8 protein-coding genes are annotated in these 11,876 nt (G+C 43.2%); 3 read left to right on the top strand and 5 right to left on the bottom strand.

From position 1 onward, the window contains the following. Nucleotides 1–20: 20 nt before the first annotated feature. The 3 genes from hemN to N475_RS22090 form a co-directional block, all read right to left on the bottom strand. Nucleotides 21–1,391 (bottom strand): oxygen-independent coproporphyrinogen III oxidase, encoded by a 1,371-nt coding sequence (hemN, locus tag N475_RS22080; RefSeq protein WP_063356899.1) that lies wholly within the window; start codon nucleotides 1,389–1,391, stop codon nucleotides 21–23. A gap of 126 nt (nucleotides 1,392–1,517) precedes the next feature. After that, nucleotides 1,518–3,461 carry a methyl-accepting chemotaxis protein gene (locus N475_RS22085; RefSeq protein ID WP_063356898.1) on the bottom strand — a complete coding sequence of 648 codons (1,944 nt, stop codon included), beginning with the start codon at nucleotides 3,459–3,461 and terminating at the stop codon, nucleotides 1,518–1,520. A gap of 336 nt (nucleotides 3,462–3,797) precedes the next feature. Then, nucleotides 3,798–5,828: a methyl-accepting chemotaxis protein gene (locus tag N475_RS22090; protein ID WP_063356897.1), complete on the bottom strand. Its 2,031-nt coding sequence runs from the start codon at nucleotides 5,826–5,828 to the stop codon at nucleotides 3,798–3,800. 259 nt (nucleotides 5,829–6,087) lie between these two features. Between N475_RS22090 and N475_RS22095 the strand changes: the two genes are divergently transcribed. Next, nucleotides 6,088–6,849: a Rossmann-fold NAD(P)-binding domain-containing protein gene (locus N475_RS22095; RefSeq protein ID WP_248846354.1), complete on the top strand. Its 762-nt coding sequence runs from the start codon at nucleotides 6,088–6,090 to the stop codon at nucleotides 6,847–6,849. 45 nt (nucleotides 6,850–6,894) lie between these two features. Here the strand turns inward: N475_RS22095 and hutC are convergent, their stop codons facing one another. Further along, the gene (gene hutC / locus N475_RS22100; protein ID WP_063356895.1) at nucleotides 6,895–7,605 is read right to left on the bottom strand and encodes a histidine utilization transcriptional repressor HutC; all 711 of its coding nucleotides are present in this window, start codon (nucleotides 7,603–7,605) and stop codon (nucleotides 6,895–6,897) included. A gap of 154 nt (nucleotides 7,606–7,759) precedes the next feature. Here hutC and hutI point away from each other — a divergent pair, with 154 nt between their 5' ends. Further along, nucleotides 7,760–8,938, top strand: coding sequence for an imidazolonepropionase (gene hutI, locus N475_RS22105; protein ID WP_211270625.1), 1,179 nt, complete (start codon nucleotides 7,760–7,762; stop codon nucleotides 8,936–8,938). A gap of 25 nt (nucleotides 8,939–8,963) precedes the next feature. Continuing rightward, nucleotides 8,964–10,811 carry a GGDEF domain-containing phosphodiesterase gene (locus N475_RS22110; RefSeq protein WP_227008469.1) on the top strand — a complete coding sequence of 616 codons (1,848 nt, stop codon included), beginning with the start codon at nucleotides 8,964–8,966 and terminating at the stop codon, nucleotides 10,809–10,811. On the opposite strand, the gene N475_RS22115 is transcribed toward N475_RS22110, so the two are convergent. Further along, entirely contained in the window at nucleotides 10,808–11,863 is a 1,056-nt protein-coding gene (locus tag N475_RS22115) for a formimidoylglutamase (protein ID WP_063365974.1), read from the bottom strand. The two genes, N475_RS22110 and N475_RS22115, sit on opposite strands and share 4 nt — an antisense overlap. Nucleotides 11,864–11,876: the final 13 nt, after the last annotated feature.

Genomic DNA, 11,876 nt, shown 5'->3' on the forward strand with positions numbered 1-11,876 from the left:
ATCTTATTGCAGCCATGGGGTTAGATAACGCGAGAAAACCGTGTGTTCTTTATTTGTTGCTGGAGGTAAGCATCAAAGCTCATACAAATGATCCGGATAAACAAAGTGCCACGTGCTGTCACAGTGATATTATCTTTATCTATTACAACTAACCCGTCATCGACGAGCGGCTTCATTGATGCCAATGAAGTGGCAAAGTATGTATCAAAATCAATATCAAATTGCTGACTGATCGCCGATTTATCTAATTCAAAATGACAAATGAGTTGCTTAATTACATGCGCCCTGATCACATCATCTTGATTAAGAGAGATGCCTTTGCATATTGCATTATGCTTATCATTAACGGCTGCATAATAGGTTTTTAAATCTTTTTCGTTTTGTAATATAGCACTGCCAATTTGCGAAATTGATGATACCCCGAGTCCCAATAAATCACAGTTACCATGGGTGGTGTAGCCTTGAAAGTTTCGATGTAAATGGTTTTCACGTTGTGCAATGGCAAGCTCATCGTCTAGTTTGGCAAAATGGTCCATACCAATATATTGATATCCTGATTGGGTCATTTGCTCCAGTGCGTTTTTAAAGATTTGTAATTTTTGCTCTGCGCTTGGCATGTCTTGCTCTTTGAGTTTGCGCTGAGCTGCAAAGCGGTCTGGCAAGTGTGCGTAGTTAAACAGTGATACTCTATTTGGTCCCAGGGCAATGAGTTGCTCAATCGTTTTACGGTAGCTTTGAGGTGTCTGATGCGGTAGACCATAAATCATATCCATATTGATAGATTTAAAGCCAAGTGCGCGCGCCTGCTGCAAAATACTGAGTACTTCGTCGAGCTCTTGCGGTCGATTAACCGCTTCTTGCACTTGATCATTAAAGTCCTGCACCCCAAATGAAACGCGGTTAAAATTCAGTTCCTTGAGAGCAACTAGCATGTTGTCAGCCAGTGAACGTGGGTCTATTTCAATGCCGCGCTGTGCATCTTTAGTAAAGGTGAAATGCTGTTCCAGTGTTGTGATTAACCGAGTCATTTGGGCTTCGGTTAGAAACGTTGGTGTGCCGCCGCCCAAATGAAGTTGCTCGACTTGATAATCTTTAAAGAACGGAGCTTGGGCACGAATTTCTGCACATAAATGGTCTAAATAAACATCTGCTTTTGATTGGTGGCGTGTGATGATCTTATTACAACCACAGTAATAACAAAGCTGATGACAAAACGGAATGTGGATGTACAGAGATAATGCTCGGCTGGCAGACTGTTCAATGGCGCTAGAAAGCGCTTGTTGATCATACCCTGAAGTTAACGATAAGGCTGTTGGATATGAGGTATATCTTGGTCCAGAAATATTATATTTCTTGATCAGGGAATCTTCCCAAAAAGGTAATTTAATCACGATCGCACTCAAATTTGATTACACGTCGTAATTATAATTGTGTCGCATAGAATGCAGTTTGATCTGACGCAATAGGGCGTTTAGTAGACAAATGTAAGGCATAGACCTTACATTTGTCCATGTCATTTAAAGTTGGTAGCGTTTGGCTGTTGTGGCGAGTTCCTCGGCTAGCTTGGCAAGTTGCTCAGCATCACTTGAAGCTCGCTCTGCGCCTTGTGCTGTTTCTTTGGCGGTGGAGGTCACTTCTCTCACTCCTTCTGAGATCTGGAGCGTCACGGCATTTTGTTCCTCTGTCGCACTGGCGATTTGAATACTCATATCCCGAATGGAGATGACAGAGTCAGAGACATGCTCCAGTACTTGACCCGTTTCATGAACACGCTGTGCGGTAATTTCAGCATTGTTAACGTTATTGCTCATGAGGTCGACAGAACGCTGCGCTTCTTGTTGTAAGCGAGAGATCATAGCTTGAATCTCTTCTGTGCTTTGTTGAGTTCGGCTGGCTAAGCTGCGAACTTCATCTGCAACAACGGCAAAGCCTCGCCCTTGTTCACCAGCGCGGGCTGCTTCGATTGCTGCGTTTAGAGCGAGCAAGTTGGTTTGATCGGCGATCCCCCTAATAACATCCAGAATGGAGCCAACGGATTGAGTTTCATCGGCTAAGCTAGAAATGGTATCACTGACATTGTTGATGTCTTCTTTAAGCAGTGAGATTGCACTACGTGTCTCAGAAACGGCCTGTAGACCTTGCTTTGAAGTTTGCTCTGTAGAGGTCGCTGTATCGGCAGCGGACTGAGTGCTGCGGGTGATTTCGGAGACCGTTTCGGTCATTTCGTCCATGGCTCTATCTGTGTACTCTAGCTGTGCCATTTGTTGCTCGGCACCATGTTTTGCTTGAGTTGTAATGGCACTCATCGTTTGCGAGGTTTCAGCAAGTGTGTCAGTCGACTGATGAATTTGTTCTATAAATCCACGTAAATTTTGCACCATACTTGCCATAGCCTGATAGATGCCGGTATGTTCACCATGGTTGTCGAATTGTACGGTTAAATCGCCCGCCGCAATCCTTCGTGCCATGGCTTCAATTTCTTTCGGCTCTCCGCCTATTGGCAGTTTTATGATCTTACTGATGTACCAACTAAAGAATAAGCCCAGTAAGATTATCATACTGGCAAAAATAACCACCGTAAACTTAGAATTTGCACTCGCGGATTGCACAATGGGCCCCAATTGATCTTGTGTTGCTTTGATATCAAGTTTGATGTCTTCAAGTTGACTGGCAACTTCAGGCCCAACAGTGTCTAGCACTTGAGCGATTTGTTGGTTACGTTCAGAGATCACACCATATACGGATTCTTGACCGTTTTTGTATGCATCAAGTGCCTGCTTGAACTGTGTATTGCTCTTAGCTAAATCTGATCTTCCGCTATTCGCGAGTGTTTTTTGAAACTGGGACTGTAAAGCTGCAAAGGCCTGTTTTGCCGCTTGGTAGTCTTGCTCCGAATTAGTGACTAAAAATTTGTTGGTCGATAAGCGTCCTTGTTGCAACAAGCCTCTTAACATGCTGATATTTCTTATATCAGTAAGAGATTGTGAGTTTGCGATCATGTCACTCAGCAAAGTATCTAGTAGGGGCCCTTGCACATTCAGCACATCATTGACCAACCTATGGCGACGCTCAAACAAACTGACAATATTCTCAAAGCTTTTCTTGTAACGTTCCACCTGTTGTTGGCTGCGACTAATCACTTGTAACTGAGCTGGGTCTTTAAACTGACTTTTCGCTTCAGCCATCAATTGTTCAAGCAGATCTAATCGTTGATTGAATTGTGTAATTGCATTTGGACTTTGATGTTTCAAATATTTACTTGCCTGCAGTCTTACTTCCAGCAAGTTTGCTTGGATCCGGCCTGCTAAAGTATTGTCGCGCGCTTTGGTACGGTAGTCGACGAAGTTACTATACCCAGAACTTAATCCCCAATATGCAACAATAGATAGGATTAACATCATAAATATCATTACGCCAAAAGCACCGTTGAGCTGTTGGTTTAACCGCCAGTTTTTTACCATTTAAAAGCCTTATCTTCGAGTTAAGCTGTTGATGAAAATGTGGAATAGAAAGAGGGATTCCCTATGAATAGTTTAGTGTAAATTTTGCAATTTGATCATATTATTTATCGGGTGAAAAAAAATACCCAATTAATGGAATCTAAGTGAAATTATTTGACTCTAATCAATAGTTTTGGATTTTAGTTTACTAACTGATAGTAAAGGGTTTTTGGACTTTATGTTGAAAGTGTAATCAGCTAGGTTGATGGTTTCTTAATCGCTTTAAATGAACGGGTGTTGAAGTTTTTTGATGTGCAGGAAATCGCGTGCAGCTTTTGGTACTGCACGCGGGCTTATTTAAAGCTTAAACTGATTAACCGTCGCATTGAGCGCTTTGGCTAAATCATTCAGATCACGCGCTTCGTCAGCCAGTAAATGAGCATGATTTGCCGTACTATTTACCAAGTCATTAATCGCATTTAAGCTGTTATTGATATCTTCAGCAACCACCGTCTGCTCCTCTGTGGAAGTCGCAATTTGATGGCTTTGATCTTGCACTGTATTCACAGACTCTGTGATATTACGTAGCGCATCAAGTACCTCTTGGGTCTGCTCTACTGAACTTTGTGCGCGCTCTTGGCCTTGCTGCATCATCGTAGATGCTTGCTGTGCGATTTGTTGCAACTTAGAGATCATGTTGCGAATATCGTCTGTTGACTCTTGAGTACGGCTCGCTAAGCTTCTTACTTCATCGGCCACAACCGCAAAGCCTCGGCCTTGCTCACCAGCTCTGGCTGCTTCAATTGCCGCGTTAAGTGCAAGCAGGTTAGTCTGCTCGGCAATACCATTGATAACGTCGATTACAGCACCAATATTGCTGGTCTCTTGCTCTAAGCCTTCAACCACTTTGGCTGCTTCACCGATATGACATGCGAGCTCTGTCATCACTTCTTGCGCTTGACTGGAGCGCTGCGCACCATCATTTGTCATACTTTGCACTAAATCTGAAGCTCGATTCGTTTCATGTGCATTGCGAGAGATTTCGGTGACTGTTGCTGCCATTTCTGTTACAGCAGCAGATACACTGTCTACTTGTTCTTTTTCTTGCTGAATTTCATTGTTGGTATTATTTGATACATCACGCAGTTGCGCTGACGCACCGCTTAACTGCTCGGCTTGTGCTGCTGTATCTATCATCATCGCGCGCAGTTTATCGATAAAGGTGTTCATATGCATGGCCAACTGGCCCACTTCATCTTTGCTATCGATATTAATACGGCGTGTCAAATCGCCCTCACCCGTCGCAATATCACGCATTGTATCTGCCAATGTAATGATTGGGCGGGTTATCATCTGTGCAGCGACTAAGATCATAGCAACTATGATTGCCAGAATCACGATGACCGCAGTCACAGTGCTAGCTACGGCATTATCGACAGGTTCTTCGATTAAACTTACTGGAATTAGTATACCTACATGCCAATCGAGTACCGGAGTATCCAGTTTCACACTGTTGAACACAACGTAATAGTCTTGCCCTTTCATTGTGACCATTGCGGTGCCAGAGTCTTGGTTGCCGATTGAGCGTGTTAACTCAGTAAAACCTGAGGTGTCTTGAAATTGTTGTTCCAAACCCGCAAGGCCTTCTTTACCTTTTGGTCCAGAATCTGTTGTTGAAAGTGAATGACCAGTGCGTTTAGAGAGGTGGACAACTTTTAGGTCATGGTCCAATAAAAATCCGTAGCCTTGTCCATCAAATTGGATCTCTTCAACCATGGCACTGATTCTATTAATTTGTAAATCAACACCACCAACGGCAACTAGCTCACCTTGCTTGTTATAAATCGGCTGCTGCACCACCGCTGACACATCTCCGGTGTTAATGTCGACAGACAGAGCACCAACATAAAGCTTGCCATGGCTTAGCGCATCTTGCCACCAAGGGCGTTTGTATGCGTAATAAGGGCGGCCATCTGCGAAATTGGATGTACGTTCGTTTTCTTTAAAGTATTCGCCTGTTCGTGCGGACGCCATAAAAGCGGAAAGAATATTTGCGTCACTTTTACTGATGCGGATAAAATCTTCGTTAACTTCGTCATAGCCTTTGTCATTGCTAAGATCTCTGTCGCGCTCGTTGTAGTTGTCAAACCAATTGATATTGTGTGGGTTGGTAACAAACGTTTCGACGACCTTCCCGTATTGAGCAAAAAAGGACTCCATTGAGAGTTTTTCAGAGTACAAATAACTCTGCGCTTCGCGTTCAATACCCTGGCGAGATATTGTTGCGATATGATTAACAAAATACGTAGAAGCGAGAATCAATAGTACAGAAATTGTACCGCCGATTAAGATGAGAATTTTTTTACGAAGAGATAAATTTTCAAACATGACATATTCTTTTTATTGGGACAGCGCTAGCTTAATAAAACCATATCTCATCTTAATTGGCTACCATAAAAGGTTAAGGCACAACCAAGGGGAGATCATGTTTAATCATCATATCTTCACTTGTCGAATAAAAAAATAGTACAGAATCATCAAATTACAGCAGCATATTTATAACCTAAAGCTGAGAAACTGTTGATAGAATTTTAATTACTTCTGTACTAACATTGTGACCTACTTTGGGTAAATATAAGAAAATATGATGAGTAAAAAGTTGATCATTTTGGGAGCTGGTTGGCTCGGAAATGCGCTTGCGCGCGATGCCAAGTCAGCTGGGTGGCAGGTTGAGGCAACACGTAGAGCTGCTGATAGCACTGCGCAGATTAGCGCTTTTTGTGTAACTGACTCAAAACTCCATCATACCCTAACCTTGGACGACGCATATTGGGTGTGTGCCATTCCGCCGCGTATGCGTCAAACGGATAGTAACTATTTAGAGACCCTGAAGCAGGCACTTGAAACTGCAAAAAGTATGGCATGCAGAGGATTTCTATTGTGCTCGTCGACTGCAGTATATGGAACCGAAGATGGTGAGTTTACTGAATTGGCAGCACTTGCCGAGCGCGATACAAAACGCCAACAAATACTACAAGGCGCTGAAGAGATGGTTCAAAACGCGGGTGGCAAAATTGTACGTTTAGCTGGTTTAGTTGGGCCAGAGCGCGAGCCGGGACGCTTTATTTCAGGCAAGCATCTGTCGAGTTCATCTTTTGCGCGTGTGAATATGTTACATCAACAAGATGCCGTGAATGGTTTGCTGTGTATTTTAGACAATTGGTCAGATGCAGCCCCTATATATAATTTGTGTCACCCGTCACATCCAACCAAGCAAGATTATTATCACAAACATTGCACGCAACATGGGAGCGTACCACCGACGTTTGGCAGTGATACTAAGTCAGAACGAATTATTAGTGGTTCAGCAGTGTGTCAATTGGGTTTTGAATATCAGTACGAAATATAACGTTTCGTTGATATAAAGTTGTATTAGGCTGTTTAACCTACTGGGTTATTTCTTAAAGGTTAAATGGCCGCCGAGTCGATATTTGCTTCCAGAAGAGATAAGTCTCGCAAAGCTCACGATACCGTGTGATGACCAAGTTCTTCGGATCACTTGTAAACAAGGCTCTTCATTAAACATATCAAGCCACTGGCAAATTTCTTCATTTGGCATAATGGCTTCTACTGTGTGCCTTGCTTCAGTCAACGGGGCAACTTGGGTGAGGTATTCATGGGGCGTTGTTTGGCTAAAATCTTGTTGCAGATACTCAGGTGCAAGCGCAGGGTTCACAAATCGTTCTTCTACTTGTAATGGTGCATCGTTTTCGTTGTGCACAATGATGCTGCGATACACCAAGCTATCCATCTCAACACCCAAAGCAATGGCGATAGGTGCGATTGCGGAAATTGACTCCAACGACAAAACGATGCAGGTATAGTTTCCTCCACGTTCTTTGACCTCATCTGCAATATTGCGGATTTCTAACAACGAAGATTGAGATTTAAAGCTTGCGACAAATGTACCTAGCCCTTGGCTGCGAGTGAGTACACCACTTTCTGTGAGTTCACTAAGTGCTCGCCGGGCTGTCATTCTGCTTACTTGAAACTGATCTGACAATTCATTTTCAGAAGGAACACGTTGGTTTTCCTGCCAAGCTCCGGCGCGTATCTTGTCGATAATATGTTGTTTTATCTGTGCAAACTTAGGTTGGTCAGTCACGATTATTTGTCGCCAAAATTAAGGGTACTCATAAAGGTGGCACACTTATCTTGTATATACAAGTATTCTTGCTAAACTCGTATTAATTTTATCCAACCGAGTATAGACTGTGATCGATGTAGATTTAGTGATAACTAATGCGAATATTGCGACAATGGATGCGCAAGTTGAGGGTGCATATGGTGTAATTGAGAATGGTGCCGTGATGATTAAAGGCGATACCATTGTTTGGCTGGGTAAGGAATCCGAACTACCAGAGTTTGATGCCCTATCAATTCCTGTGACTTCAGCAAAAGATGCTTGGTTAACACCAGGACTAATTGATTGTCATACCCATATTCTATTTGCAGGTTCACGCGCAGAAGAATTTGAAAAACGTTTAAATGGTGTGTCATATCAGGAAATCGCCGAGCAAGGCGGTGGCATTGCGACAACCGTAAAAGCCACTCGACAAGCTTCCAAAGAAACGCTATTTGTTGCTGCAAAATCGCGTTTAAACGCACTGCTTCGCGAAGGCGTTACAACTGTTGAGAGTAAGTCAGGATATGGTTTAGACACTGACACAGAGCTAAAGTTGCTTGAAGTGAATCAAATTTTGGATGAGCATCACCCCATTCAAATACAGAGTACATTTTTAGGCGCTCATGCATTGCCGCCTGAATTTAAAGGAAACAGTGACGGTTACATTGATTTGGTGTGTGATGAAATGTTGCCATTAGTTGCCGAGCGTAACCTGGCAGATGCCGTGGATGTGTTTTGTGAAAATGTCGGCTTTAGTCATGCACAAACAAAACGAGTGTTTGAGCGAGCAACAGAGCTTGGGCTAAAAGTGAAATGTCATGCCGAGCAGCTATCTAATCAACACGGTACTGAATTGGTTGCGGAATTTAATGGCTTGTCAGCGGACCATATTGAATATTTAGACGAACGTGGTGTTGAAGCAATGGCAAAGTCGGGCACTGTGGCAGTGATTTTACCTGGTGCTTTTTACTTCTTGCGTGAAACACAACATCCGCCAATTGAATTGTTGCGTGATCATGGTGTACCTATCGCGATTGCCAGTGACTTTAATCCTGGCACGGCTCCACTGTGTTCATTACGTTTGATGCTTAATATGGCGTGTACTTTATTCAAAATGACACCAGAAGAGGCGTTACTAGGAGCAACGAGACATGCTGCCAAGGCGTTAGGCTTGGATGATCGCGGTGTGCTTAAAGTAGGCTGCAAAGCAGATATTGCGATGTGGCAAATTCAGCATCCCGCTGAATTAAGTTACCAATTTGGCGTAAACGATCTGTTAAATCTGTGGATATCGGGTAGACTTATCCAATAATAACGATGTAAAAAGTGATCGAATAATGGCAAGAATGATGTCTGCAAAGTGGGTATATGCGTTTATATTAGCATGTATGGGGTTGCCGATTTGGGCAAATACTACTTTATCTGACGAGTCATTATTTGGTGCTTGGCAACCTGAGCTCGTGAGTGCATTTTTTGCTGGTGTGGTCATGAGCTTGAGTTTAGTGGCTATCGCGCGGTCTCAATTTGCAGTGAATAGAATTATTCATGCACTATTGGGGGCTGGGTGTTTGGCTGTCCTCGCTGAAGTTGGTGACATCGCGTTATATGGCTTGGTTGCATTATTACTCGTACATATATGGCAAAGTGACAAACTCGGAAAGGGCTGGCACATTGTCGTTGCAGCCTTATCTTCAGTTATTGCAACCCTATTGATAATAACTCACTTTTGGTGGTATTGGCCGCAAATTTATGTGATTGCAGGTATTTTACCTATCTTCATTAGTGAACTCTTTTTGCACTCTCAAAATACAGACTTACCACCTGCTGCGGAGCCAAACCCAATTCCAAATAGTGATATTTTGGGTCTACCAGACCGTGCTGGTGTGAGGGAAGCGTTTAATGAGTATCGGGCTAGAGAGCCTGGCACTGCAATGTTGGTAATGATTCGATTAGAAGGGTTTCAGCAAGTTAATTTTCACTTAGGCAGAGAGTTCGGAGATCTGTTACTTGCACAGTCTGCCAATCGTATGAAGCAGTATCTACAAAGCCACGATGTGATGCCCATTGCTTTGGGTAATGAAATGGCTCGGCTGGCACATTTGGGCGGCTTGCATTTTGTGTTTGTTTGTAGCTTGGCGAATCAAAAACATCTGCATGAACACCTCTGTGCAGAGATCATCGAAAGTACTTTAAAACCATTTAATGTGGGTAATTGCATTATTGAGGTAAGTGCTAGAGCAAGCTTTGTTAACTGTGATGAAGAATTGGGGCAATTTGACGATTTACTGACCTGCGCTTTTCTTGCACTAGACAGTTCGCCTGAAAAAGTGATTGCGCCCTATGAACAAAAGATGCAAATCGACCGATTGGAGCAGCAAGCGCGTTTGGCTGAGCTTGCGCATATTGATTTTAAAAATGAACTAGAGCTGTATTTTCAACCTATTGTGCGCAACCGTGATGGTGATATTGAATATGTTGAGCTCTTACTGCGCTGGCAGCACCCAAAACAGGGCATACTAGCTGCAAGTAAATTTATCGACGATATCCGTATTGCTGGGTTAGCATTGCCTTTAGCGCAATATGTTATTGAGCGCGCAGCGGAGATTGCTTTGGCTCTCAGAGTCGAAGGGATTCAAATGCCATTGGGTATTAATCTGTTTGGCCCCGAGATGCTGCATGAGGAGTTTATCGAGTTTGTCGATCGCGTGTTGGTTGAACATCAATTATTGCCTCAAGACATCATTATTGAATGTCCCTCGCAAATGTTTACGACCTTAGATCAACAAGGTATAGCGATGGTTGCGAGGCTGCGTACTATGGGGGTTAGATTGTGTGTGGATGGGTTTGGCGAATCGCCTTTACTGTTGGCTAAGTTGCCTAAATTGGAGGTTGATTATGTCAAACTTGGCCGTTCACTCACTACGCCAAACCAAAGCCAAGGCAACTTTAAAGCTGTTGTTCGTGGTATTGTTGAAATGCAAAATGTCCAAGATTGCAAAGTGATCTGTGAAGGGGTTGAATCTCAAGAGCAATTACAATTTGCCCAGAATTTGAATGCCTTCGCCGCTCAAGGTTATCTATTCACTCGTCCGTTAAGCAGTGTTGGAATGATTAGCTGGCTTAAACAATGGCGCTGGGAGCACCCGATCGAAGACCCATCGAGTGCTGCAGACAGTACAGATTAATTCTGTTTAGCTCTGAGGTAACTGCATACAAGCCCAGAGAGCACTTGCCCTGCTTCAATATGCCCCTGTTGCGCCCCTTGAGGGTGATTCGCGGGTGCTGCTTCGCATAAATGGAGATATTTTGCGTTGGGGTGTAGCGCACCCAAATACACAAAGTGCTCGGCGTCATTTACACTAAACCCACAGTTGGTAAATGCACTAACAGGCATACCAGAGATTGCATCAACATCAACTTCAATACCCACTGGTCTAGACTTATCAAAGCGTTTTAAAGCCGGTGTAATTGCATCCGTTAAACTAACTTGACGAGACACTAATATTTCTTGATAGCTATTAAAGGTAAATCCAGCTTCTGTAAGCGCGCTGACAATGGTGTCATTATTTTTCTGCTCATGCATGCCAACAACATGATAGTCATTTAAATACCCTTCATGATGCGCATAACTAAAACCATTTCCAGAGTGTCTTCCTTCCAGAGCCCTAAAATCAGCATGAGGGTCAAAATTGATGGCTTGGCACGGCACTTTTTGACTTTGTGAGAGTGCTTTTAAGAGTCCATAACTGTTGTTGTGTCCTCCACCAATCACAATCGGTTCTAGGCCCGCATCAAAAATTGCTTTTAATACGCCACTAACGCGTTGATCAAGCTCAGAGCATAGAGTTCGCAGTTGCTCCAGCCCTTCAGCGGTGCAATTGTCTATATTTTCGCTTTTTGCCTGCAAGTCAACTGTGATGATTTCACCTAGCAATAACACATTGTCTGGCTGGAGAAATTGATTGCAGGGTAGATTTAAAAATCGTTTTAAAAATGCAAACCAGCCGTCTGTGGCACCACCGTTTCCGCAATTACCTCGCGGGCCAATATCTTCGTTAATCGCGACAAGTACGTACTTTATTCCAAATTGGGCGGCATCTTTTAGCGCTTGAGAAAATTCGTTTTGGACTTGCAAAAATGAAAGGGTTTGCCAAAAGCGCGTTTCATTTTCACGAGTTGAGGTGAACTCATTGATATTCGATTCGTTATAAATCTTAATCCAGTTATTTACAGTCATGGTACTCAGGTGT

Source organism: Pseudoalteromonas luteoviolacea DSM 6061 (genome assembly GCF_001625655.1).
In the GTDB taxonomy this organism is placed as follows: Bacteria; Pseudomonadota; Gammaproteobacteria; order Enterobacterales; family Alteromonadaceae; genus Pseudoalteromonas; species Pseudoalteromonas luteoviolacea.

What these genes read in the sequence shown, in the direction of transcription:
- N475_RS22085 (WP_063356898.1), bottom strand. Translation starts at nt 3,461, where the DNA reads ATGGTAAAAAACTGGCGGTTAAACCAACAGCTCAACGGTGCTTTTGGC.
- N475_RS22090 (WP_063356897.1), bottom strand. Translation starts at nt 5,828, where the DNA reads ATGTTTGAAAATTTATCTCTTCGTAAAAAAATTCTCATCTTAATCGGC.
- N475_RS22095 (WP_248846354.1), top strand. Translation starts at nt 6,088, where the DNA reads ATGAGTAAAAAGTTGATCATTTTGGGAGCTGGTTGGCTCGGAAATGCG.
- hutI (WP_211270625.1), top strand. Translation starts at nt 7,760, where the DNA reads ATGGATGCGCAAGTTGAGGGTGCATATGGTGTAATTGAGAATGGTGCC.
- N475_RS22110 (WP_227008469.1), top strand. Translation starts at nt 8,964, where the DNA reads ATGGCAAGAATGATGTCTGCAAAGTGGGTATATGCGTTTATATTAGCA.
- N475_RS22115 (WP_063365974.1), bottom strand. Translation starts at nt 11,863, where the DNA reads ATGACTGTAAATAACTGGATTAAGATTTATAACGAATCGAATATCAAT.